Below are 23,855 nucleotides of genomic sequence, written 5' to 3'. Positions count from 1 at the left end.
CCATTGTGCCGCATGGAGATCCGGATGCTTGCCTTTGCCCTCCCCTACACACTGCATGTCCTGGCCGCCCTTGTGTGGGTCGGCGGCATGTTCTTCGCCTGGCTGGTGCTGCGCCCTGCCACGGTTGCAGCCCTTGAGGGGCCTGCCCGGCTTCGGCTCTGGGTGGACGTTTTCCGACGTTTCTTCAGATGGGTCTGGCTGGCGATCGCCATTCTGACGATAAGCGGTGTCGGCATGTTGCACCTGCGCTTCAACGGCTTCGAGACAGCCCCCAGGTATGTGCAGGTGATGATGGGGGGCGGGATCGCCATGTTCGCGCTGTTCATGCGGATCCAGGCGCTGTTGCTGCCTGAACTCAAGGCCGCGGTGCAAGCCGAAGACTGGGCCGCAGGCGCTGCGGCGCCAGGCCGGATCCGGCGCCTGGTGGGGGCCAACCTCCTGCTGGGGTTGGCGGTGGTGGCGGTAGCCAGTTCGCGGTTACCGGCGTAGCAACTCTGCCGGCCGCGGTATGGACATCACATGGAAAATGCCCGTCAGCAGTATCTGCAAACGATCGAACCAGCGGTGGCTGCGCCCACGCAAGCTGCCGTTGAAGAAAAGCACTTCCAGAAAGTGCAGGCCCAGCAAAGCAATGCCCGCAGCATTGATCAACAGGTTGAACGGCAGCGGCTGCGGCAGCATCAGGTTGAACATCACCACGCCCCAGAAAGCGATGGTGAGGGTCTTACCCAGGCCCAGAATGAATTTCATCTGCTGCTCCCCTCGCTGCTCAGTTAAGGTGCAGGTCCACCCGCCGGTTGTGCGCACGGCCTTCTTCGGTGTCGTTTTCTGCCACCGGCTCGCTCGCCCCACGCCCCTCGCTGGTCACCTTCTGCGGGGCCAGGCCCTGGCTGATCAGGTACTGTGCGACGCTGGCGGCACGCCGCTCGGAGAGGGCCTGGTTGTAACTGTCGGACCCGACATTGTCGGTATGGCCAACCACCTTGATCCGCGATACCCCCAGCTCGTTGAGCCTGGGTAACAGGCTTTGCAGCCGTTGCTGGCTGCCCGCCGTCAAATCGGCGGAGTCGAACGCGAACATCACCTGGCCCTGGTCGTCGAGGGAGATCACCTCGGGCTGCGGTTCGGGCGCAGGTTGGCTGGGCGGATACTGCGGCAGCGGGCAGCCCATATGGTCGACGGCGGTGCCGGCAGGCGTGTCGGGGCAACGGTCACGGCGATCGAACACGCCATCCTCATCTTCATCCCCATCCTGGGCGTAACAGATCAGGCCGCCGGCGATCGCACCCAGGGCGCCACCGCCTGCAGCCCAGCTCGAGCTTTCTATAGCGCCCAGGCCACCGCCCGCCAGCCCACCGAGCAGGCTGCAGATGGGCCAGGTCCGTTGATTGAGGGGCGCACTGCCGTCACTGTGGGTGGCGCAGCCTGCCAGCAGGCTGGAAACCACCAGCAACGGCAGCGCCGCCTTTGACATGACACTCATGATGAATGCTCCTGTGTCGTTGGCCGCAACCGGCCTACAGGAGTAAAGACGCGCCCGCGCCACTTCTCAAGGCGCAGGCGCACGCCGTCAGCGCTCGATCCTGATCTCGGTGCGACGGTTCATCGAACGCCCATCGGCTGTGGCGTTGTCCGCTACAGGCTGGGTTTCGCCGGCACCGACCACGGACACGAAGCTGGCGCGTGGCACCCCGCTCTCGACCAGGTAATCGGTCACCGAGTGGGCACGGCGCTCGGACAGGTTCTGGTTGTAACTGTCGGAGCCAACGCTGTCGGTATGACCGGTGACGCTCAGTCGAGCGCTCGGTGCTTCCTGCTTGAGGCGCGTGGCAATGGTGTTCAGGCGCTCCTTGTCGGCTGCGGTCAGGCGCGCAGAGTCGAACTCGAAGTGCACGTCACGGATGACGATGACTTCCTCTTTCTGCACCACGACTTCCTCGACCACGGGCGCCGGCTCGGGCGGGCAGCCATTGGCATCGACCTGCACACCACGAGGTGTGCCAGGGCACTTGTCACGGCTGTCCGGCACACCATCACCATCCTCGTCGCCATCGCCCTTGGCCCAGCAATAGCCAGCTGCCAGGCCGCCGCCCAACAATGCACCCCAGCCAGCCCAGCTGGAGCTTTCGATGGCACCCAGGGCAGCACCGCCCACGCCCCCGACGGCAGCACACTTCGGCCAGTCGGTTTTTTGCAAACCTGCACAACCAGTCAACACACTGGTGAGCAGTACCAGGGGTATCGCTGTGCGTACTATGCTCATTTCGTAGCTTCTCCTAGGGGGAATCGGCATAAGGCCGATCCATGGGAGTAAAGACCGCACATCTGATCCCTGCCAGCAATAAGCCACGACACGGTCATACGGCGCTTTGCCCACGGCCGACAGCCCGTTAGTCTTGGAAGACCTGAACGAGGATTGGCAATGACCGACGGTTTTTCCCAACGTACACCCCAGCAGGCCCTGGCGGCCCTGCTGGAGCGCTTCACCCCGCAACGTCTGCTGCTGGTAGGCACGCGCTTTCCTGCCCTGGAGGCCTTTGCCCAGGCACACCCACAGGTGACGATCGAGATCTGCCAGCCAGGCGCGCTTGCAGCGCCCGTGGCCGCACAACGCTTCGACCTGGCATTGCTGGTGGACTGCCTGGAGCACTTGCCCAAACGCACTGGCCTGGAGTTGTTGGGCGGCATCCGCAACCTCAACGCCAGCCGCGTCGCGGTGCTGGCCGACCTGCGCGCCTGTGGCTGGCAGGAAACCGATTTTTTTGCCCTGGCCCTGTCGGCCAGCGAGAAATTCCGCCGCGACGAGCAGGTCTTGAGCTTGTTCACCTATGATCTACATGACTACAAACAGGTCCCCGACTGGCTCAACGCCAGGTTCTGGGCCAACCCTGAAAACTTCGGCAAGTACTGGTGGTGATGAATGAGTGTCTCGGTTTGCCCCTGTGGCAGCGGTAACCTGCTGGACGCCTGCTGCGGGCACTACCATGCCGGCACCCCGGCGCCGGATGCCCAGGCACTGATGCGCTCGCGCTACAGCGCCTACGTGCTCGGCCTGATCGATTACCTGGTAGCCACCACCTTGCCAGCCCAGCGAAGCGGGCTGGATCGCAGCGCGATAGCGGCCTGGAGCGCACAGAGCACCTGGCTTGGCCTTGAAGTGGAAAACGCCGAGGTGCTCGGTGGCCAGCCCGAACATGCTTTTGTCACGTTCACTGCGCGCTGGCACGATCTGGAGGGTGATCACCAGCACCGCGAGCGCTCCGCCTTCGTGCAGCATGACGGGCGCTGGTACTTCATCGACCCGACCGTAGCGCTCAAGGCTGGCCGCAATGATCCCTGCCCCTGTAACAGCGGTCAGAAATTCAAGAAGTGCTGCGCCGGTTACGTGGGTAACTGAGGGTGATCGCCTTGGCCCGCCTGTTCCTGCTCAGCGCTGCGCTGACGTTGCTGGCGGGTTGCGCGATATGGGGCGACGATGACTGGCGCGACCCGCAGGTGCACCTGGTCAAGGTCGAGACAGTCAAGGCGCGCTTGCTGGAGCAGGAGTTCGTCTTGCACCTGCGTATCGACAACCCCAACGACAGCCGCCTGTTCATTCGCAACCTGGCGTATTCGGTCTGGCTCAACGACCTGATGCTGGTAGAGGATCAGGCCAGTATCTGGCGCAGTGTCGGCGGGCATGCCCGGCGCACCTTCAAGATCACCGCGCGGACCAACCTGTGGCGCCAGCTCAAGCCGTTGGCCAAGCTGCTCAAGAGCGAACAACCGCTGCACTACCGCTTGCAAGGCGACCTCGAGACCGGGCTGATCATCCACCGGGACCTGCACTTATCGCGCAGTGGTGAGATAATCCCCGGTGATTTCATACCGGAGTAACCCTGCAATGACCCAACAACCCCATGTTCATGGCCCCGACTGCAACCACGGACACGATCATCACCACGATCACGACCATGGCCATGTGCACGGCCCGCATTGCAATCACGGCCATCAGGAGCCGGTTCGCAATGCCCTGAAAGACGTCGGCCGCAACGATCCATGCCCGTGCGGCAGCGAGAAGAAATTCAAGAAGTGCCACGGGGCCTGATCAAGCGCTAAGCGGCAAGCTTCAAGCTGCTGGAAAAAGCAGGCCCGCACCTGGTGCAGCTTGAAGCGACCGACCGCTGGTAAATAAAGCGTCCCCGCACCTTGCACGGCGCCTGCGCGCTCACTACCTTAGCGCCATTCGACCCCCGCCACGCCTTGCAGGAGCCTTTGTCATGGCCGCCCCCGTCCTTCCGCCCTTCCGCCCACGGTTCGCCGCCGCTGCCACGCTGCTCGGCATGCTCGCGCTTGCCGGTTGCCAGTTGGGCGGCTATCAGGACAGTGTGCCACCGACCACCGGCGTGCAGCCGCTCAAAGGCCTGGCGCAGAATGTTTCGGTACGCCGTAACGCCATGGGCGCACCGCTGATCGAAAGCAGCAGCTTCCATGACGCCCTGTTCAGCCTCGGCTATGTGCACGCCGGCGACCGTATCGAGCAAATGCTCGCCATGCGCCTGCTGGCCCAGGGCCGCCTGGCGGAACTGGCCGGAAGCGAGGCGCTGGACATCGACCGCCTGATGCGTGCTGCCAACCTCAAGCACAACGCCGCCGAGCTGTACGCCGATGCTTCGCCCCGGCTCAAGCGCTTCTTCGAAGTCTACGCCCGCGGGGTCAATGCCTATCTGTTCCGCTACCGTGACAAATTACCGGCCAACCTCGCCAGCAGCGGCTACCGCCCCGAATACTGGAAGCCCGAGGATTCGGCGCTGGTCTTCAGCCTGTATGCCTTCAGCCAGTCAGTGAACCTGCAGGAAGAACTCAGTGCCCTGACCCTGGCGCAGAAGGTCGGCAGCGATAAGCTGCCCTGGCTGCTGCCTGGCGCGCCAGACGAACCCCTGGCTGACGCTGAGGTGGAAAAGCTGAAGGGGCTGAACCTGAGCAGCCAACTACCGGGCCTGGCCGCGCTCACAGCCGCCAGCCAGAAGCTCGCCGACCTCGACCTGCTCGGCAGCCCGGGGTCGGCCAACCTGGCCCTGGGCCCGCAACGCAGCCGCAGCGGCAAAAGCCTGTTGGCAAGCGACAGCCGCGCCGCCTGGGCCTTGAGCCCGGTGCAGATCCACACCGGCAAGTACCAGGTTGCAGGCCTGTCGCTGCCGGGCCTGCCCATCGTCCTGGCCGGCTACAACGGCAAGCTGGCCTGGAGCAGCAGCGCGGTAATGGCCGACAACCAGGACCTGTACCTGGAGCGGCTGCGCCATCAGGGCACCCAGGTCAGCTACCTGGCCGACGGCAAGTGGCTGCCCGCACGCACACGCAGCGAAACCTTCTTCATCCGCGGCCAACGCCCGCTGCGCGAAGTGATGTACGACACCCGCCATGGCACCCTGCTCGCCCAGCCCGGCAGCCCCAGCCTAGGCCTGGCCCTGAACTTGCCGCAGCTCAAGGGTGATCGCAGCCTGGATGCGCTGTTCGACCTGACCCGAGCGCAAACCGTGGAACGCGCGTTCGACAGCACCCGCGAGGTCACGGCGGTGGCACTCAACTTCGTGTTCGCCGAACCTGAGCATATTGGCTGGCAGGTCAGCGGCCGCTACCCGAACCGCCGTGAGGGCCAGGGCCTGCTGCCATCCCCGGGCTGGGAGGGTCGCTACGACTGGGACGGTTACGCCGACCCGATGCTGCACCCCTACGACCAGGATCCACCGAGCGGCTGGATCGCCCATGCCAACCAGCGCAGCTTGCCGCGCGGCTACGGCATGCAGCTGTCCAACACCTGGTATTACCCCGAACGCGCCGAGCGCCTTGGCGAGCTGGCCGGCAATGGCCGTCACGACAGCCGTAGCCTCATGGCCCTGCAGAACGACCAGCAGACGCTGCTGGCCGACAAGCTCAAGCAGATGTTCGACGCCCCAGGCATGGCCCAACCGCTCAAACAAGCGATCGACGCCCTGCCAGCCGCCCAGCGCGACAAGGCCCGCGACGCGCTGGCCCGCCTCAAAGCCTTCGATGGTCGCTTGAGCCCGGTCTCAGCGGATGCCGCGCTGTATGAACTGTTCCTCCAGGAAGTGGCGCGCCAGACCTTCCTCGACGACCTCGGTCCGCAATCCAGCACTGCCTGGCAGGCGTTCGTCAGCAATGCGCGCCTGTCCTACTCGGCCCAGGCCGACCACCTGCTTGGCCGCGAAGACAGCCCGTTCTGGGATGATCGCAGCACGGCGCAAAAAGAAGACAAACCGGCCATTTTGGCCCGCAGCCTGGCCGCTGCCGTGGATGCCGGCAATGCCCAGCTGGGTGCCGACCGCCGCGCCTGGCAATGGGGCAAATTGCACCAATACCGTTGGCCTGCCCCTGCGTACCACGGCCTGGGCGATGCGCTGAGCCGTTCGCCCCAGGCGGCCGGCGGTGACTTCAGCACCGTGGCCCTGACGCCCTATGCGTGGGGCAGCGATTTCGACACGCACCTGCCGGCCTCGGCGCGGATGATTGTCGACTTTGGCCAGGCAGAACCTCTACAGGTACTGACCAGTACTGGGCAATCCGGTAACCCGGCCAGCGCCCATTACAGCGACGGGCTCGATGCCTGGTTCAAGGGCCGGTTCATGAGCCTGCCACTCCAGCCGCAGCATTTTGCCCGGGCCTATGGCAACCAGCGGCTGACCCTGGTACCCGGACGATAGGTCCAGTTTCCATCTGCATCCCTGACGCCTGGGTACTTAGCATCCCTTCTTGCCGCGCTCGTTCACACAGCGAGTGCGGTCAACCCATCAAAGAAGGATGTTCAGCATGAGCAAAGAAACCCTGACGATCGAAGTGTCCTGGCCTGCATCGCTGGCCGTGCCGGAGGGCAGCACCATTGATCTTCAGCTGTGGGCCGGCAACGAGCAGGCAGGCTACAGCATGATCGACGGCGAGTTCTCGACGCCAGCGACCACGTCGCCGGCCACCCTTGAAATCTCTTACGACAGCCAAGACCTGCAGAGCCAGGACGGCACCACCACTTGGGAATACTTCCATACCTCCCCAAGACTGGTGCAGGGTGGCTTCATCAAGAACATTGCCCACGCCGAAAAAATCAGCGTGGCGCAGACCAAAGGCGCGGCCTGGAAAATGGCGCTGCGCTGAATAGCCCCACAGCCAGCCCTGCGCTGCAGGGTTGGCTACCAACACCACCCGAACTTCCACGTCCCGCTGATGCTCTGAGCCTGTAAGCCCTCTTGCCAGGCATCGCCATGGACCTCGTCATCGCCCGCCCCGAAGGCCTGTACTGCCCGCCCGGTGATTTCTACATCGACCCTTGGCGGCCGGTGGAGCGCGCCATCATCACCCACGGCCATGGCGATCATGCCCGTCGTGGCAATACCCATTACCTGACCGCCGCCCCGGGGGCCGGCATCCTGCGCAGCCGCCTGGGCCAGGATATCGACCTGCAGGCCCTGCCCTACGGCGAGCGCATCCGCCACCACGGCGTCACCCTGAGCTTGCACCCGGCCGGGCACGTGCTGGGCTCGGCACAGGTACGCCTGGAACATGACGGCGAAGTCTGGGTTGCCTCCGGGGACTACAAGGTCGAGCCGGATGCTACCTGTGCGCCGTTCGAGCCGGTGCGCTGCCACACCTTCATCACCGAGTCGACCTTCGGCCTGCCCATCTACCGCTGGCCCAGCCAGGCAGAGGTATTTGCGGGGGTGAATGAATGGTGGCGGGCCAATCGCGACCAAGGCAAGGCCAGCGTGTTGTTCTGCTATGCCTTCGGCAAGGCCCAGCGAATACTGCATGGCCTGGATCCGAGCATCGGGCCGATCCTGGTACACGGCGCAGTAGAGCCACTGAACCAGGTATACCGAGAGGGCGGTGTACACCTGCCACAAACCCTCTATGCCGGTGATGTTCCCCGTAATGACCCGCTCATGCGCCAGGCCATCGTCTTGGCGCCCCCTTCTGCTGCCGGCAGCAGCTGGATGCGTCGCTTCGGTGATTACAGCGACGCCTTCGCCAGTGGCTGGATGCTGCTGCGCGGCACGCGACGCCGGCGCGGCGTAGACCGCGGTTTCGTACTCTCCGACCATGCAGACTGGCCTGGGCTGCTATGGGCCATCGAACAGACAGGGGCCGAGCGGGTCATGGTCACCCATGGTTCGGTCAACGTGCTGGTGCGCTACCTCAGTGAGCGTGGCCTGGACGCGCGAGCGTTCGTTACCGAATACGGGGAAGAGGATGACACGCCAGCCACGGAAGCTGAGGCATGAAGGCCTTTGCCCAGCTGTACCTGCGCCTGGATGCCACGACCTCCAGCAATGCCAAGCTGCAAGCGTTGCGCGAGTACTTTGCCGCAGCGCCCGCCGAGGATGCCGCCTGGGCTGTGTATTTTCTTTCCGGTGGCCGGCCACGGCAGTTGGTCCCCACCCGGGTGCTGCGCGAACTGGCAACGGCATTGGCCGGGCTGCCGGGCTGGCTGTTCGAAGAAAGCTACCAGGCCGTGGGCGACCTGGCGGAGACCATCTCTTTGTTGCTGCCTGAAAACCAGCAAGGCAGCGACAGCGGGCTGGCCTACTGGGTCGAAGCCCATCTGCTGCCATTGCGTGGGCTGCCCGCCGAAGAGGTCCAACAGCGCCTACCGCCACTGTGGGCACAGTTGGATCGCCCCAGCCTGATGCTGTGCCTGAAGCTGATCACCGGCAGCTTTCGCGTGGGCGTGTCCAAGCTGCTGGTCACCCGGGCACTGGCGCAACTGGCCGGGCTGGATGCCAAACGCATAGCGCAGCGCTTGGTCGGCTATACCGACATCAGCCATCGCCCCACAGCCAACAGTTACCACACGCTGGTCGCCGCTGAATCGGCCGATGAACATCGCCAACGGGGTGGCCAACCTTACCCGTTCTTCCTGGCCCATGCCCTGCAGGCCCCGATCGAACAGTTCGACGCCCTGCTCGGCCCGCCCAGCGCCTGGCAGATCGAATGGAAGTGGGATGGCATCCGCGCCCAAGTGGTCAAGCGCGACGGCCATGTCTGGGTGTGGTCACGTGGCGAAGAGCTGGTCACCGAGCGCTTCCCGGAGCTGCACAGCCTGGCGCAGAACCTTCCCGACGGCGTTGTGCTCGACGGTGAGATCCTGGTCTGGAAGCCTGACGCCAGCAGCGACCAGGCACTGGCCGTGCAACCGTTCGCACTGCTGCAGCAGCGCATTGGCCGCAAGACGCTGGGCAAGAAGCTGCTGGCCGATGCTCCGGTGGTACTGCAAGCCTACGATTTGCTGGAGTGGCAAGGCGAGGACTGGCGAAACCGCCCCCAACACGAGCGCCGCCAGCAATTGCAGCGTCTGGTCGACGCCTACCCCTTGGCCCCGGTACTGCTTTCGCCTCTGCTCGAAGGGGCGGACTGGCACGCGCTTGCCATCCAGCGCGAACGATCGCGCAGCCTGGGCGTCGAGGGCCTGATGCTCAAGCAGCGCGATGCGCTGTACGGGGTGGGCCGGACCAAGGATATGGGGGTGTGGTGGAAGTGGAAGATCGACCCGCTCAGCGTGGATGCCGTGCTGATCTATGCCCAGCGCGGCCACGGCCGACGCGCCAGCCTTTACAGTGACTACACCTTCGCGGTGTGGAACGCACCACCCGGCGACCCTGAGCGTGCCCTGGTACCTTTTGCCAAGGCCTACTCGGGCCTGAGCGATGAAGAAATGCGCAAGGTCGATGCAATCATTCGCAAGACCACGGTGGAGACCTTCGGGCCGGTGCGCAGCGTCAAGCCAACGCTGGTGTTCGAACTGGGGTTCGAAGGCATCGCCCTGTCTAAACGGCACAAGAGCGGGATAGCCGTGCGTTTTCCGCGCATGCTGCGCTGGCGCCTGGATAAACCTGTGGATGAGGCCGATGACCTGGCGACCCTGCAAGCGCTGCTGGCCTGAAGAAGCCAACACGGTGAAGCATACTGGCTAAAATTATGCTTCTATCTTTGTGCCGACCCGTGTCGCAGACCGTTTTCGCCACGCAGCCAGGACCACCATGCACCATTCGACACACGACCTGCTCTCGCCCGTACCGGGCATCATTCGCCAACTCCACAGCTTCCACTTCGGCCCCCGCGGTGGCGCCAAGGTGTACATACAGGCCTCGCTGCATGCCGATGAGTTACCCGGCATGCTGGTGGCCTGGCACCTCAAGCGTCGCCTGGCCGAACTGGAGCAGCAAGGGCGCCTGCGCCGCGAAATCGTCCTGGTGCCGGTGGCCAACCCGGTAGGCCTGGAGCAAGTGATGCTTGACGCACCACTGGGTCGTTTCGAATTACAGAGCGGCGAGAACTTCAACCGCAACTTCGTCGACCTTTCCGACACCATCGGCGACCAGGTGGAGGGCCACCTGACCCAGGATGCCGACCACAACCGTACCTTGATTCGCGAGTACCTGCGCCGAGGCCTGGACGCACATCCGGCACACACACCGCTGCAGTCCCAGCGCCTGACCCTGCAGCGGCTGGCCTGCGATGCCGACCTGATCCTGGACCTGCACTGCGACTTCGAGGCGGTGGAACACCTCTACACCACCCCGGAAGCCTGGCCTCAAGTAGAGCCGCTGGCCCGCTACCTGGGTGCCCAGGCCAGCTTGCTGGCCACCGATTCCGGCGGGCAGTCGTTCGACGAATGCTTCAGCCTGGTCTGGTGGCAGTTGCAGCAACGCTTCGGCAAGCGTTTCCCGATCCCATTGGGTAGCGTGTCGGTAACGGTCGAGTTGCGTGGCCAGGCCGATGTCAGCCATGACCTGGCCAGCCATGACTGCCAGGCGATCCTCGATTACCTGATTCACGCCGAAGTCATCGAAAGCCCTGCAGCGCCCTTGCCCCCCCTGCCCCGAGCCGCGACGCCCCTGGCTGCCGTAGAACCGATCTCGGCCCCGCTCGGTGGGCTGCTGGTGTACCACGCCCGCCCCGGTCAGTACCTTGAGGCAGGGCAACTGGTCGCGGAGGTCATCGACCCGCTCAGCGACCGGGTGACGGCCGTGCGCAACCGCCAGCCTGGCCTGCTGTATGCCCGCAGCGTTCGGCGCATGGCCACGACGGGCATGGTCATCGCCCATGTCGCCGGTGAACAGGTGTGTCGCAGCGGTTACCTGCTGGCCAACTGACCCGGTAAAACCAAACCAGCGGGCCGATGGTCAGTAGAAGCACAACCTTCGAAGGACCCGACGGCCCGATGCCAAGCCCTCCCGACATTGCCAATGCCTGGTTTCGCATGCGCAACTGGACGCCCTTCGCCTTCCAGCGGCAAACCTGGGCGGCGGTCGAGCGTGGCGAGTCGGGGCTGCTGCATGCCTGTACCGGCGCCGGCAAGACCTACGCCCTGTGGCTGGCCGCACTGCGCGCCTTCGCCAAGCAGGGCGCAGGGCGGCAGCCGGCGCCATTGCAGGTCTTGTGGATTACCCCCATGCGCGCGCTGGCGGCCGATACCGCACGCGCCTTGCAAGCGCCGCTGGACGACCTTGGCCTGAACTGGAGTGTCGGCGTGCGCAGTGGCGACACCGGCAGCGCCGAGCGCGCCCGCCAGGCCCGGCGCCTGCCGAGTACATTGATCACCACCCCCGAGAGCCTGACCCTGCTATTGACGCGGGCCAAAGCCTGCGATGATTTCGCCAACCTGCGCATGGTCGTGGTGGATGAATGGCACGAACTGCTCGGCAACAAACGCGGCGTACAGCTGCAATTGGCCCTCGCCCGTTTGCGTCGCTGGCAACCGCAACTGGTGACCTGGGGGCTGTCTGCCACCTTGGGCAACCTGCCGCATGCACTCGAGGTCCTGGTGCCCAACGGCGGCCGGCTGATAAAGGGCCGCCAGGACAAGCGCCTGGTAGTCGACACACTCCTGCCCGAAGCCATCGAACGCTTTCCCTGGGCAGGGCACATGGGGCTGAAGATGCTCGCTCAGGTCGCCCGGGAGCTCGACACCAGCGCCAGCAGCCTGGTATTCACCAACACCCGTGCCCAAGCCGAGCTGTGGTACCAGGCCCTGCTTGACGCCCGTCCCGACTGGGCTGGGCAAATTGCCCTGCACCACGCCTCGCTGGCCCGCGCAACCCGCGACTGGGTGGAACTGAGCCTCAAGCAGGGCACGCTCAAGGCCGTGATCTGCACCTCCAGCCTGGACCTGGGTGTGGACTTCTTGCCCGTGGAACGGGTGTTGCAAATTGGCTCGGCCAAGGGCGTCGCCCGCCTGATGCAACGGGCTGGGCGCTCCGGGCACGCGCCGGGGCGCCAGTCACGGGTCACCCTGGTGCCGACGCACAGCCTGGAGCTGGTCGAGGCCGCAGCCGCACGCAGTGCAATTGCGGCAGGCCATATCGAGGCCCGTCGCTCCCCGCGGCTGTGCATGGATGTGCTGGTTCAGCACTTGGTCAGCATGGCGCTGGGCTGCGGCTTTCGCCCCGCTGAGCTACTCACCGAGGTACGCAGCACCTGGGCCTTCGGCGATTTACGCGACAGCCAGTGGCAGTGGGCATTGGATTTTGTCTGCCACGGCGGCAGCTCGCTCGGCGCCTACCCCGATTACCAGCGCGTCGAGGCCCACAGCGATGGTATCTGGCGGGTCGTCAGTGAGCGGCTGGCGCGGCGACACCGCATGGGCATCGGCACCATCGTCAGCGACGCCAGCCTGCAGCTCAAGTATTGGAGCAAAGGCGGCGGTGGCAAGCATCTGGGAAGTGTCGAGGAAGCCTTTATCGCCCGCCTGCGCCCGGGCGATACCCTGGTGTTCGCCGGGCGGATACTCGAGCTTGTCAGGGTGGAGAACATGACCGCCTATGTACGCCGCAGCACTGCCCGCAAAGCCGCCGTAGCGCGCTGGAATGGCGGGCGCATGCCGCTGTCCAGCGAGCTGGCCGATGCCCTGGTGGAAAAACTCGACGCCGCAGCCCACGGCCATTTCGACGACCCTGAAATGCGCACGGTGCGGCCCTTGCTCGCACTCCAAGGGCAATGGTCGGCCTTGCCCACCACGCAGACGCTGCTGGCCGAAACCCTTGCCACACGCCAAGGCTGGCACCTGTTCGTCTACCCGTTCGCCGGCCGCATGGCCAACCTTGGCCTGGCCAACCTGATTGCCTGGCGGGTCAGCCGCAACCAGCCGCTTTCGGTATCCATTGCCGTCAGCGACTACGGCTTCGAACTGCTTAGCCCAGCCCCTGTGGACTGGGCGAGCCACCTGCCCGCAGCGCTGTCCACAGAGCACCTGCTGGACGATGTACTGGCCAGCCTGAACGCCAGTGAAATGGCCTTGCGGCGCTTTCGCGAAATCGCCCAGATCTCCGGGCTGGTGTTCAGCGGGTACCCTGGCGCGCAGAAAAGCACCCGGCAGATCCAGGCTTCCAGCGGGCTGTTCTACGAGGTATTTCGCAAACATGACGCCGATAACCTGCTGCTTGGCCAGGCGCGCGATGAGGTACTGCGTGAAGAACTGGAGATCGAACGCTTGCAAGATCAATTGGCGAAAATGAGCAAGCTGCGCCTGGATGTGCGTGAGCTTCGACGGCCCGGGCCCTTGGCTTTCACCCTACTGGTCGAAGGTATGCGTGAGACCCTGAGCACAGAAAAGCTGGCCGATCGCATTGCGCGCATGGTGGCGGACCTCGAAAAAGCCGCAGGCACGAAAGCATGAGCAAGCACCTGACCATCGAGCATTGCGGGCAAACGCTGTGGCTGATGCCAGACCGCGCGCTCTATTGGCCGGCACGCCGCGCATTGCTGGTCGCGGACGTGCATATCGGCAAAGCCGCCAGCTACCGTGCGCTACACCAACCCGTGCCGCGCGGCACCACCGAAACCACACTCAAGCGCCTGAACGCGCTGCTGGCAGCCTGTGACTGCGAGCAGTTGATCATTCTTGGCGACTTCTTGCATGCCCGAACTGCCCAGGCGCCTGCCACCATGGCGCAGCTGAAGGCTTGGCGAGAACAGCACAGTGGTTTGCGCATCGTACTGGTACGCGGTAACCACGACCGCCATGCCGGTGATCCTCCAGCCGACCTGAATATCGAGGTAGCAGAAGAACCTTGGCTGCTGGCACCGTTCGCGCTTCAGCACGAACCGGTCGCCCACCCCGAACACCCCGTGCTGTGCGGCCATGTGCACCCGGTATTCGTCCTGCGCGGCCGCGCTCGCCAGCGGCTCAGGCTGCCCTGCTTCCTGATGGACCAGCAGGTCAGCCTGTTACCGGCGTTCGGCGAATTCACCGGGGGGTGGAATGTCGAACCCAGGCAAGAGAGCCGTATCTATCTTGCGGGCACAGACCAGGTCTGGGCCCTGCAAGGGTGATCTCATCGAGGGTTCATGCCACCGGCGCAGGCGGTGGTTCGTCGGGCAGGGTTGGCTCACCCGGCTCCATGGGCGGCGTGTCGCCAGGTTGAGCCGGTTGCGGGGTATCCGGGTCGGGCTGACCTGGCACTCCGCCCAGATGCATGGGAGCCGGGTGGGCCAGCAGGGACCACGCCAGCAAGCCGATCTGGTTGGGCTGCAGAACAGCCAGCTTCGCACTGATTGCGGGATCGAGTTTCATAGGCAACTCCTGACAAGGGCCGCCACGCTTCATGCATGGCGGCACTGTTCACTAGCTTGGAGTGCCCGAGCGAAAACTAATTCCCCGCGCTCGTCGGCTCAGGTGCGTGGCAGGGTGACGCCGCGCTGGCCCTGGTACTTGCCACCACGGTCTTTGTACGACACTTCGCATTCTTCGTCGGATTCGAGGAAGAGCATCTGCGCCACGCCTTCGTTGGCGTAGATCTTGGCCGGCAACGTGGTGGTGTTGGAGAACTCCAGCGTCACGTGGCCTTCCCACTCTGGCTCGAGCGGGGTGACGTTGACGATGATGCCGCAGCGGGCATAGGTGCTCTTGCCCAGACAGATGGTCAGGACATTGCGCGGAATGCGGAAGTATTCGACGGTGCGGGCCAGGGCAAAGGAGTTCGGCGGGATGATGCAGACATCGCTCTTGATGTCGACGAAGCTGCCGGCGTCGAAGTTTTTCGGGTCGACGGTGGCCGAGTTGATGTTGGTGAACACCTTGAATTCATCGGCGCAGCGCACGTCGTAACCGTAGCTGGAGACGCCGAACGAGATCACCCGGCTGTCGTGCTCGCCGCGCACCTGGCGCTCGACGAACGGCTCGATCATGCCGTGTTCCTGCGCCATGCGGCGAATCCACTTGTCCGATTTGATGCTCATGGCGGGGTGTCCTGAGAGTTGCGAGGTGAAAAAACGAGAAGCGCATATTACCGGTCCCGGCGCTCAGGTTAAAGTTCCATACCGTATCCCGCGCCAGACGGGGCTTGCGGCCGCCGCCGATCCGAATTTCATCAAAGGCTGTTTTGGAGATTGGCAGGTCGTGGAAAGTGGGTTAAGGTGACGCCACTGTGCTGCACGTGACACCGAGAATCTCTAGTTTGATGCACGATCCTGATCGCACCATCGCTGAATTTTCTGCTCTCTTTGCACTCAGTCCCGGCCAGGGTTTTTCCTGACCGTTATCTACTTTGTCCAAGGAGACAGAAAAATGTCCAACCGTCAATCCGGTACCGTTAAGTGGTTCAACGATGAGAAAGGCTACGGCTTCATCACCCCTCAGTCGGGCGACGATCTGTTCGTACACTTCAAAGCCATCCAAGCTGACGGCTTCAAAACCCTGAAAGAAGGCCAGGCTGTTACTTTCGTCGCTACCCGCGGCCAGAAAGGCATGCAGGCTGAAGAAGTTCAAATCGCCTAAGTCGATTTAGCTTCCTAGCTTTCAAAAGAACCCGCCATCAGGCGGGTTTTTTTATGCCTTGGAAAAGGCGCTGCCGGCCATCGTGACCGCAGGTCAGTGCCGCCAAAGGGCTGCAAGGCAGCCCTGCCAAATCGGCGGCAGCACTGTACCGGCGTATCAATCTTCGCTGATGGTAATGCTCGGCATCGCGGGCGCAGCCGCTTCCTGCAATACGATCCGCGCCCCAACCTGGCGCGCCAGTTCCTGGTAAACCATGGCGATCTGGCTTTGTGGCTCGGCAATCGCAGTCGGCTTGCCGCTGTCGGCCTGCTCACGGATCAGCATCGACAAGGGCAGTGAAGCCAACAGTTCCACCCCATACTGCGCCGCCAGCTTCTCGCCACCACCTTCACCGAACAGGTGCTCGGCATGGCCGCAATTGGAGCAGATGTGCACCGCCATGTTCTCGACCACGCCCAGCACCGGGATGTTGACCTTGCGGAACATCTCCACGCCTTTCTTCGCATCCAGCAGTGCCAGGTCCTGCGGCGTGGTAACGATCACCGAGCCTGCAACCGGAACCTTCTGCGCCAGCGTCAGCTGGATATCGCCGGTACCCGGCGGCATGTCGATCACCAGGTAATCGAGGTCATCCCAGGCAGTCTGGGTCACCAGTTGCAGCAGCGCACCAGAAACCATCGGGCCACGCCATACCATGGGTGTGTTGTCATCGGTGAGGAACGCCATCGACATGACTTCAACCCCATGCGCCTTGATCGGCACGAACCACTTCTGCTCGCGAATCTGCGGCCGCGTGCCTTCGGCGATACCGAACATCACGCCCTGGCTGGGGCCGTAGATATCGGCGTCGAGGATGCCGACTCGTGCCCCTTCGCGGGCCAGGGCCAAAGCCAGGTTGGCGGCGGTGGTCGACTTGCCGACACCGCCCTTGCCCGAGGCCACGGCGACGATGTTCTTGACGTTGGCCATGGCCGGCACCTGGGCCTGAGCCTTGTGCGCGGCGACCACGCAGTCGATCGTTACCTGGGCCGAGCTGACACCGTCAAGGTTCTCGATCGCGGTCTGCAGCACCTGCGCCCAGCCATTTTTGAACAAACCGGCGGCATACCCCAGCTGCAGCTGCACAGCGACCTGCCCGCCCTGGATGTCGATGGCACGCACACAGCCGGCGCTGACCGGGTCTTGGTTCAGATAAGGGTCGGTGTACTGACGAAGCACGCCTTCGACGGCGGCACGGGTGACGGCACTCATGGAGGCTCCCATTGGCATACGATTAGTCGAACAGGCGCCTATCCTAACCCGTCAATCGTCAGCCGTTGCGCCCATGGGGTGAAATATATTCGCCAGCCCTTTATAGTGGCCGATCACCTTCAATTTACCCCGAGCCAGATAAGTAGCCGAGCCACCATGTCCGAGCCACGTCAGATTCTCGTCACCAGCGCCCTGCCCTATGCCAATGGGTCCATCCACCTTGGCCATATGCTCGAGTACATCCAGACGGATATGTGGGTTCGCTTCCAGAAATTGCGCGGCAACCAGTGCATCTATGTCTGTGCCGATGACGCCCACGGTTCGGCCATCATGCTGCGCGCCGAAAAGGAAGGCATCACGCCAGAGCAACTGATTGCCAACGTCCAGGCCGAGCACAGCACCGACTTTGCCGACTTCCTGGTGGATTTCGACAATTTCCACTCCACCCACAGCGAAGAAAACCGCGAACTGTCGAGCCTGATCTACTCGCGCCTGCGCGACGCCGGTCACATTGCCACCCGCTCGGTCACCCAGTACTTCGACCCTGAAAAGGGCATGTTCCTGGCCGACCGCTTCATCAAGGGCACCTGCCCCAAGTGCGCGGCCGAGGATCAGTACGGCGACAACTGTGAAAAATGCGGCGCCACGTACGCCCCGACCGAGCTGAAAAACCCCAAGTCGGCCATCTCCGGGGCCACCCCGGTACTGCGCGACTCGCAGCATTTCTTCTTCAAGCTGCCGGACTTCCAGGCCATGCTGCAGCAGTGGACCCGCAGCGGCACCCTGCAGGATGCGGTGGCCAACAAGCTCGCCGAATGGCTGGATGCCGGCCTGCAGGAATGGGATATCTCGCGTGATGCGCCGTACTTCGGCTTCGAGATCCCCGGCGAGCCTGGCAAATACTTCTATGTCTGGCTGGATGCGCCGATCGGCTACATGGCCAGCTTCAAGAACCTCTGCGCGCGCCGCCCGGAGCTGGATTTCGATGCGTTCTGGAACAAGGACTCCAAGGCCGAGCTGTACCACTTCATCGGCAAGGACATCGTCAACTTCCACGCCCTGTTCTGGCCTGCCATGCTCGAAGGCGCAGGCCTGCGCAAGCCGACAGCGGTCAACGTGCACGGCTACCTGACCGTCAATGGCGCGAAGATGTCGAAATCGCGCGGCACCTTCATCAAGGCCCGCACCTACCTGGATCACCTGCAGCCCGAATACCTGCGCTACTACTACGCCGCCAAACTGGGGCGCGGCGTCGATGACCTGGACCTCAACCTTGAGGACTTCGTGCAGAAGGTCAACTCCGACCTGGTCGGCAAAGTGGTCAACATCGCCAGCCGCTGCGCAGGCTTCATCCACAAAGGCAACGACGGCGTGATGGTTGCCGGCGACGCCGCCCCGGAGCTGACCGAGGCCTTCCTGGCTGCGGCTCCGAGCATCGCTGACGCGTATGAAGCCCGCGACTTTGGCCGTGCCATGCGCGAAATCATGGCCCTGGCCGACCGCGCCAATGCATGGATCGCCGACAAAGCGCCCTGGTCGCTGGCCAAGCAGGAAGGCAAGCAGGACGAAGTGCAGGCGATCTGTGCCCAGGGCATCAACCTGTTCCGCCAGTTGGTGATCTTCCTCAAGCCGGTATTGCCGGTGCTGGCCGCCGACGCCGAGGCGTTCCTGAATGTCGCGCCGCTGGCCTGGGACGACCACCTGTCGCGCCTGGAAAACCACACGCTCAACCCGTTCAAACCCCTGATGAGCCGCATAGAACCTGCCAAGGTCGAAGCCATGATTGCCGCCAGCAAGGAAGACCTGCTGGCAGCCGAAGGCCAAGCCCAGGCGCCGGCCGGCAATGGCGAACTGGCCAAGGACCCGCTGTCGGCAGAGATCGAATTCGACACCTTCGCGGCCGTCGACCTGCGCGTGGCGCTGATCGTCAAGGCCGAAGCGGTGCCAGGTGCCGACAAGCTGCTGCAACTGACCCTGGACATCGGTGACGAGCGCCGCAACGTGTTCTCGGGTATCAAGTCGGCTTACCCTGACCCATCCCTGCTCGAAGGCCGGCTGACCATGATGGTTGCCAACCTCAAGCCGCGGAAAATGCGCTTTGGCATCTCCGAAGGCATGGTCATGGCAGCGGGCCCTGGCGGTGAAGAAATCTACCTGCTCAGCCCTGACAGTGGCGCAAAACCAGGCCAGCGTATCAAGTAATCTCCCCCAAGCCCCGGCCTCACCGCCGGGGCTTTTTCATCCCCCTTGCGCTTCGCCGGACAGCGCAGGTGATTCACGGCTATCGTCATTTGAATGAACGACTATGTCCTGATGCTGATCAGTGCCGCACTGGTCAGCCACCTGTTTTTGCGACGACAGCCTGCCTCCCGGCTGCGGGTCCATGTATGCGGCCTGGCCGGCGCGCTGTCGATCATGTTGGCAGTCACCGGCGGCCAATTGCTCGAACACCTGATCGTGGCGCCCTGGCAACTGCAGCACCTGCGTCTGTTCCTGCTGCTGCCCTGGCAGGCACTACTGGCGTGGGGCATCCCCCAGACGCTTGCCAGGCTGCGGCCGCAATGGCCCACAGAGGGCCTCGCGTGGCCGATATTGGGGAATGCCGTGGTGCTGGGCATGGCACTGCAGGTTGTAGGTGAACAGCGCGAATGGCAAGCCACGCTGAGCTGGGCAGTCCTGGCCGGGCTCGGCTTCTGGCTGGCCCTGGCGTTGTTTGACGACCTCAATCAGCGCAGCGAACACGCACAGGTGCCAGAGGCACTGCGCGGGTTACCCATCGCGCTGCTTGGTGCAGGTGTGATGGGCATGGCGCTCTCTGGCCTCAACGGGATGTTCACGCAATGAGCCCGACCCTGGCATCCCCTGACCCTCGCCTGCGCCATGCCATGGGCCTGGTCTTGTTGGCCTGCCTGCCTGGCCTGCTGGCTTCGCTCTGGCTACTGGGCTGGGGCCTGCTCTGGAGCCTGGCGCTGTGTGCAATCACCGCCGTTTGCTGCGAGGCGGTAGCGCTTGCGTTGCGCAACCAGCCGGTCACATCGGCGTTGAGTGACGGCAGCGCCCTGGTCACTGCAGTGCTGCTCGCCCTCGCCCTGCCCACCGGGGCGCCGTGGTGGTTGCCGATGGTTGCAGCGGGGATGGCCATAGGCCTGGGCAAGCAAGCGTTCGGCGGGGCCGGCCATAACGTGTTCAACCCGGCGATGGTTGGGTACGCCTTCGTGGTGCTGAGCTTTCCACTGCAGATGAACCACTGGCCAGCGCACGCACCAGGCTTCAGCGCCAGCCTGCAGCTGGTCTTCGCCCACGGCGAGCAGATCGACGCGTGGGCCGGCCCCACGGCACTCGACGGCCTCAGGCACAACCGCAGCCTGACCATCGATGAGCTGTTTGCCAGCCACCCAGGCTTCGGCAACGTTGGCGGCCATGGCAGCGAATGGGTCAATCTGGCGTTCTTGTTGGGTGGGCTATTTCTGTTGCAGCGCAAGGTATTCAGTTGGCATGCGCCAGTGGGTTTGCTGGCCGGATTGTCTCTGTTCAGCCTGCTGGCCTGGAATGGCTCCGGCTCGGACTCGAACGGCTCACCGCTGCTGCACCTGCTCAGCGGTTCGACCATGCTGGCAGCGTTTTTCATTGCCACGGAACCTGTTTCCGGCCCGAAGACCGAGCTCGCCCGACTGCTGTTCGGGCTGGGCGCCGGGGCACTGATCTACCTGATCAGGACTTGGGGTAGTTACCCCGATGGTAGCGCTTTCGCCATCCTGCTGATGAACCTTGCGGTACCCTCCCTGGACCGCCTGGCCTCAAGGTATCGGCAGGTGAGGCCATGAGGCGACCCGTGCGCAGTGTATTGATACTGCTGGTAGTGGCCGGCCTGGCACTGGCGAGCACGCTGGCCTGGCAACGCTGGACCCGCGCGCCCATCGCCGAGGCCGAGAAACAATTTTACGCACGCAGGTTCCTCTCGGTGCTGGCACCGCAGAGCTATGACAACCAGCCACTGAGCAACGCGGTGTCACTCCCGGCAGAGCAACCGCCGCATAGCCGCATAATGGCCGCCTACCGCGCCGAACGCGGCACGAGCCCCGTGGCCATCGTACTGATTAGCCAGGTCCAGGGTTACGCCGCCCCCATTCGGTTGACCATTGCCATAAGCGCGCAAGGCCGACTGATAGGCACGCAAGTCATCGAACAGCAGGAAAGCCCTGGGCTGGGAGGACGCATCAACGATCCCCAGGTGAACTGGCTGGGGCAGTTCGCCAACCGTCGCCTGGAGGATCGTTGGGCAATCAAGCGTGACCAAGGTGATTTCGACCAACTGGCCGGCGCAACGGTCACCTCGCGTGCGGTGATCCAGGCACAGCAGGAGGCCCTGCGCTACTTCGACCAACATCGCGCACGTCTACTCGGAACGCTCAACCATGACTAGGTACTGGCTGCTGGTAGCCGGCCTTGCGCCTGTCCTCGGCGCTACAGGTACGCTGCCTCAAGCCGCCGTCATCGGCGCCAGCATGCTGGTGCTTACGGTGCTTCACCAGGCCTTGCTGGCCGTTGTGCGCCCCAGGGTCGAAGGTCGCCTGTACACACTGGCAAGCCTGCTACTGCTAGCGGCCCTCGCCAGCTGCCTGCAGATGGCATTGCGAGCCTGGGCATTACCGCTTGCGCTGGCGATGGGTTACTTCCCGGCGCTGATTTGCCTGCAGTGCCTGGTTACGGACCACCTGTTGGTAGAGAAGGACCGGTGGCGTCAACTTTGCCTACAGATGGTCGGCCTGATGGGCCTGTGCCTGTTGCTCGGCGTTATCCGCCAATGGCTGACCGAGGGGCTGGGCATTGCGTCGGCCAGCCTGGCGCCCGGCGCACTGATACTGCTCGGTGTGCTGCTGGCCTTGTACAATCGTCTACGCCCGGGCCCCGCCCTCTCACGTCGTCAAGGAAAGCGTTGACCCCATGAATGCCGCAAAACGCCTGGAGATCTTTCGCAGGCTGCACGAAGACAATCCCGACCCCAAGACAGAGCTGGCTTACACCACGCCTTTCGAACTACTCGTGGCCGTGACACTGTCGGCACAGTCCACCGATGTCGGGGTCAACAAGGCCACCGCCCGCCTGTTCCCGGTCGCCAATACGCCCCACGCCATCTACGCACTCGGGGTCGAAGGCCTGAGCGAGTACATCAAGACCATCGGGCTGTATAACAGCAAGGCCAGGAATGTGATCGAAGCCTGTCGCTTGCTGATCGAACGGCATGGGGGCGAAGTTCCGCAAAACCGGGAGGCGCTGGAGGCGCTACCCGGTGTTGGCCGCAAGACCGCCAATGTGGTGCTCAATACCGCCTTCCGCCAGCCCACCATGGCGGTCGACACGCATATTTTCAGGGTCAGCAACCGCACCGGTATCGCACCGGGCAAGACCGTACTGGAAGTCGAGAAAAAGCTGCTCAAGTTCGTGCCCAAGGATTACCTGCTCGATGCCCATCACTGGCTCATCTTGCATGGGCGCTACGTGTGCCAGGCGCGCAAGCCACGCTGCGGCAGTTGCCGGATCGAGGACCTGTGCGAGTTCAAGCAGAAGACGTCTGACGATTGATTCGATAGCGAATTCATGCACGTCCCGATTGAAAAAATCTTTTTTACCAAACTTCGCTTTCTCGCTATAAGGACGGCCAATGGCCCCTTGGCTTGGAGCGACTCATGAGTAACGATAAAGACGAACTGTCGATCGAAGAAGACTTTGCCACCGCTGAAGACGACGCCGAACCTCTGGTTGAAACCGCAAAGACCAACCTGAGCAAGCGGCGTACTATCGACAACCTTCTGGAAGAGCGGCGCCTGCAACGGCAACTCGCCGATTTCGACTACGACCTGTAACCACGGGCGAGAAAGCCTCCTTCAAGGAGGCTGCCTGTACCCAGGGTCACGTCAGGCCATGGCGCCGGGCCAATTCGATCAAGTCCACCAGCGAGTGAGCATTGAGCTTGAGCAGCAGACGGGTCTTGTAGGTACTGACCGTCTTGTTGCTGAGGAACATGCTGTCGGCTATCTCCTTGTTGGACCTGCCCCGCGCCAGTTGCTGCAGCACCATCATCTCCCGCGCCGACAGGCGATCGACCATCTCCGTCTCGCTGCCCCCCCCAACCCGGCCGCGCGACTTGTGCAATGCCTGGTTGGGAAAATAGCTGTAACCAGACAGCACAGCCTTGATCGCACTGAGCAGTTCGGTGAGTTCCTGTTGCTTGCACACGTAGCCTGAAGCCCCCGCCTGCATACAACGCATCGAGAAATGCCCGGGTGCCTGCGAGGTAAGCACCAGCACCCGGCTGCCCGGGCTTGCCGAAGCCATGCGGGCGATGACTTCCAGCCCATCGAGCTTGGGAATGCCGATATCCAGTACCACGATATCGGGCAGGTACTCCCGGGTTAGCTGCAAAGCTGCCACGCCGTTGTCGGTTTCCGCGACCACATCGTATCCATGCCGCTCCATCAGCATTCGCACTGCCAAGCGTATGACAGGATGATCATCCACGATAAGGACTTTATTCATGCGATATCCATTCATTCATTATTTGCTTTGACTACACACCACCATAACCGAGCAGCAAGCATTATGGCGCGCCTATTTCCTTCGCAAACACATGAATAGATGAGCCTTACGTCGGTTTAGGAATTTTCCTACAACGCACAACTAATCATCCAATATAAACACCTGTCTAGACCCAAAAGCGCATGACCACTCTCTTAAAACAGAATTAAAGACTGCATTACCCAACAATCAAACCCGCCGCAAAACAAAAACCGTTTCAGATATTTCGAAACACCGGGATCCATTTCACTTTCCGGAAACGGTG

The 23,855-nt window shown here is 63.2% G+C and carries 27 protein-coding genes; 20 read left to right on the top strand and 7 right to left on the bottom strand.

The features are described from left to right. The first annotated feature begins 24 nt into the window (after positions 1–24). On the top strand, positions 25–489 hold the full coding sequence (locus ABRP30_RS05605) for a CopD family protein (protein ID WP_349976237.1): 465 nt from the start codon (positions 25–27) through the stop codon (positions 487–489). On the opposite strand, the gene ABRP30_RS05600 is transcribed toward ABRP30_RS05605, so the two are convergent. The 3 genes from ABRP30_RS05600 to ABRP30_RS05590 form a co-directional block, all read right to left on the bottom strand. Then, positions 478–750 carry a DUF1145 domain-containing protein gene (locus ABRP30_RS05600; protein ID WP_349976236.1) on the bottom strand — a complete coding sequence of 91 codons (273 nt, stop codon included), beginning with the start codon at positions 748–750 and terminating at the stop codon, positions 478–480. The two genes, ABRP30_RS05605 and ABRP30_RS05600, sit on opposite strands and share 12 nt — an antisense overlap. A 19-nt stretch (positions 751–769) precedes the next feature. Further along, the gene (locus tag ABRP30_RS05595; protein WP_349976235.1) at positions 770–1,483 is read right to left on the bottom strand and encodes an OmpA family protein; all 714 of its coding nucleotides are present in this window, start codon (positions 1,481–1,483) and stop codon (positions 770–772) included. An 87-nt stretch (positions 1,484–1,570) separates the two neighbouring features. Continuing rightward, positions 1,571–2,263, bottom strand: coding sequence for an OmpA family protein (locus ABRP30_RS05590; protein ID WP_241804896.1), 693 nt, complete (start codon positions 2,261–2,263; stop codon positions 1,571–1,573). A 159-nt stretch (positions 2,264–2,422) separates the two neighbouring features. Here ABRP30_RS05590 and ABRP30_RS05585 point away from each other — a divergent pair, with 159 nt between their 5' ends. From ABRP30_RS05585 to pdeM, 11 genes are all read left to right on the top strand, one after another. After that, positions 2,423–2,917: a DUF6231 family protein gene (locus ABRP30_RS05585; protein WP_267821455.1), complete on the top strand. Its 495-nt coding sequence runs from the start codon at positions 2,423–2,425 to the stop codon at positions 2,915–2,917. 3 nt (positions 2,918–2,920) lie between these two features. Next, a complete protein-coding gene (locus tag ABRP30_RS05580; protein ID WP_241804894.1) occupies positions 2,921–3,397 on the top strand; it encodes a YchJ family protein in 477 nt (158 codons plus the stop codon). A gap of 2 nt (positions 3,398–3,399) precedes the next feature. Beyond that, positions 3,400–3,876 carry an LEA type 2 family protein gene (locus ABRP30_RS05575; RefSeq protein ID WP_267821452.1) on the top strand — a complete coding sequence of 159 codons (477 nt, stop codon included), beginning with the start codon at positions 3,400–3,402 and terminating at the stop codon, positions 3,874–3,876. Positions 3,877–3,883: 7 nt separating this feature from the next. Further along, positions 3,884–4,087 carry an SEC-C metal-binding domain-containing protein gene (locus ABRP30_RS05570; RefSeq protein WP_012313055.1) on the top strand — a complete coding sequence of 68 codons (204 nt, stop codon included), beginning with the start codon at positions 3,884–3,886 and terminating at the stop codon, positions 4,085–4,087. Between the two features lie 172 nt (positions 4,088–4,259). After that, positions 4,260–6,701, top strand: coding sequence for a penicillin acylase family protein (locus ABRP30_RS05565; protein WP_349976234.1), 2,442 nt, complete (start codon positions 4,260–4,262; stop codon positions 6,699–6,701). Positions 6,702–6,807: 106 nt separating this feature from the next. Beyond that, the gene (locus tag ABRP30_RS05560; protein WP_241804891.1) at positions 6,808–7,146 is read left to right on the top strand and encodes a hypothetical protein; all 339 of its coding nucleotides are present in this window, start codon (positions 6,808–6,810) and stop codon (positions 7,144–7,146) included. A gap of 107 nt (positions 7,147–7,253) precedes the next feature. Then, positions 7,254–8,270, top strand: a complete 1,017-nt coding sequence (locus tag ABRP30_RS05555) for a ligase-associated DNA damage response exonuclease (protein WP_241804890.1) — start codon at positions 7,254–7,256, stop codon at positions 8,268–8,270. Continuing rightward, on the top strand, positions 8,267–9,928 hold the full coding sequence (locus ABRP30_RS05550; protein ID WP_267821446.1) for an ATP-dependent DNA ligase: 1,662 nt from the start codon (positions 8,267–8,269) through the stop codon (positions 9,926–9,928). The genes ABRP30_RS05555 and ABRP30_RS05550 overlap by 4 nt, the downstream gene beginning before the upstream one ends. 97 nt (positions 9,929–10,025) lie before the next feature. Further along, positions 10,026–11,141, top strand: coding sequence for a succinylglutamate desuccinylase/aspartoacylase family protein (locus ABRP30_RS05545; protein ID WP_267821444.1), 1,116 nt, complete (start codon positions 10,026–10,028; stop codon positions 11,139–11,141). A gap of 68 nt (positions 11,142–11,209) precedes the next feature. Further along, a complete protein-coding gene (locus ABRP30_RS05540; RefSeq protein WP_349976233.1) occupies positions 11,210–13,663 on the top strand; it encodes a ligase-associated DNA damage response DEXH box helicase in 2,454 nt (817 codons plus the stop codon). Next, on the top strand, positions 13,660–14,319 hold the full coding sequence (gene pdeM / locus ABRP30_RS05535) for a ligase-associated DNA damage response endonuclease PdeM (protein ID WP_241804886.1): 660 nt from the start codon (positions 13,660–13,662) through the stop codon (positions 14,317–14,319). Before ABRP30_RS05540 ends, pdeM begins: the two co-directional genes overlap by 4 nt. A 13-nt stretch (positions 14,320–14,332) precedes the next feature. Here the strand turns inward: pdeM and ABRP30_RS05530 are convergent, their stop codons facing one another. Both ABRP30_RS05530 and dcd read right to left on the bottom strand, forming a co-directional pair. Then, a complete protein-coding gene (locus ABRP30_RS05530; protein ID WP_012313047.1) occupies positions 14,333–14,560 on the bottom strand; it encodes a hypothetical protein in 228 nt (75 codons plus the stop codon). Between the two features lie 98 nt (positions 14,561–14,658). Further along, on the bottom strand, positions 14,659–15,225 hold the full coding sequence (dcd, locus tag ABRP30_RS05525) for a dCTP deaminase (protein ID WP_145187793.1): 567 nt from the start codon (positions 15,223–15,225) through the stop codon (positions 14,659–14,661). A 328-nt stretch (positions 15,226–15,553) separates the two neighbouring features. Between dcd and ABRP30_RS05520 the strand changes: the two genes are divergently transcribed. Then, the gene (locus ABRP30_RS05520) at positions 15,554–15,763 is read left to right on the top strand and encodes a cold-shock protein (protein WP_016488765.1); all 210 of its coding nucleotides are present in this window, start codon (positions 15,554–15,556) and stop codon (positions 15,761–15,763) included. A 156-nt stretch (positions 15,764–15,919) separates the two neighbouring features. On the opposite strand, the gene apbC is transcribed toward ABRP30_RS05520, so the two are convergent. Then, the gene (apbC, locus tag ABRP30_RS05515) at positions 15,920–17,014 is read right to left on the bottom strand and encodes an iron-sulfur cluster carrier protein ApbC (RefSeq protein WP_267821432.1); all 1,095 of its coding nucleotides are present in this window, start codon (positions 17,012–17,014) and stop codon (positions 15,920–15,922) included. Positions 17,015–17,170: 156 nt separating this feature from the next. Between apbC and metG the strand changes: the two genes are divergently transcribed. From metG to ABRP30_RS05480, 7 genes are all read left to right on the top strand, one after another. Continuing rightward, complete coding sequence (gene metG / locus ABRP30_RS05510; RefSeq protein ID WP_267821430.1) at positions 17,171–19,216, top strand: methionine--tRNA ligase; 2,046 nt, start codon at positions 17,171–17,173, stop codon at positions 19,214–19,216. 93 nt (positions 19,217–19,309) lie between these two features. Continuing rightward, positions 19,310–19,858 carry an Rnf-Nqr domain containing protein gene (locus tag ABRP30_RS05505; RefSeq protein ID WP_349976230.1) on the top strand — a complete coding sequence of 183 codons (549 nt, stop codon included), beginning with the start codon at positions 19,310–19,312 and terminating at the stop codon, positions 19,856–19,858. Then, a complete protein-coding gene (locus ABRP30_RS05500) occupies positions 19,855–20,838 on the top strand; it encodes an RnfABCDGE type electron transport complex subunit D (RefSeq protein ID WP_349976228.1) in 984 nt (327 codons plus the stop codon). Before ABRP30_RS05505 ends, ABRP30_RS05500 begins: the two co-directional genes overlap by 4 nt. Beyond that, on the top strand, positions 20,835–21,437 hold the full coding sequence (locus ABRP30_RS05495) for an RnfABCDGE type electron transport complex subunit G (protein WP_267821423.1): 603 nt from the start codon (positions 20,835–20,837) through the stop codon (positions 21,435–21,437). Before ABRP30_RS05500 ends, ABRP30_RS05495 begins: the two co-directional genes overlap by 4 nt. After that, on the top strand, positions 21,430–21,954 hold the full coding sequence (locus tag ABRP30_RS05490; protein WP_267821421.1) for an Rnf-Nqr domain containing protein: 525 nt from the start codon (positions 21,430–21,432) through the stop codon (positions 21,952–21,954). Before ABRP30_RS05495 ends, ABRP30_RS05490 begins: the two co-directional genes overlap by 8 nt. A 4-nt stretch (positions 21,955–21,958) precedes the next feature. Next, positions 21,959–22,597 (top strand): endonuclease III, encoded by a 639-nt coding sequence (nth, locus tag ABRP30_RS05485; RefSeq protein WP_267821419.1) that lies wholly within the window; start codon positions 21,959–21,961, stop codon positions 22,595–22,597. A gap of 104 nt (positions 22,598–22,701) precedes the next feature. After that, positions 22,702–22,878 (top strand): PA3496 family putative envelope integrity protein, encoded by a 177-nt coding sequence (locus tag ABRP30_RS05480; RefSeq protein WP_241804878.1) that lies wholly within the window; start codon positions 22,702–22,704, stop codon positions 22,876–22,878. A 46-nt stretch (positions 22,879–22,924) separates the two neighbouring features. Here ABRP30_RS05480 and ABRP30_RS05475 read toward each other — a convergent pair whose 3' ends face one another. Next, a complete protein-coding gene (locus tag ABRP30_RS05475; RefSeq protein WP_241804877.1) occupies positions 22,925–23,551 on the bottom strand; it encodes a response regulator transcription factor in 627 nt (208 codons plus the stop codon). Between the last annotated feature and the right edge of the window lie 304 nt (positions 23,552–23,855).

This window comes from Pseudomonas sp. WHRI 8519 (genome assembly GCF_040224055.2).
Taxonomy (GTDB): Bacteria; Pseudomonadota; Gammaproteobacteria; order Pseudomonadales; family Pseudomonadaceae; genus Aquipseudomonas; species Aquipseudomonas putida_X.
Note: the sequence above shows the minus strand (reverse complement) of the source record. Positions and strands in the feature narration are given on the sequence as shown.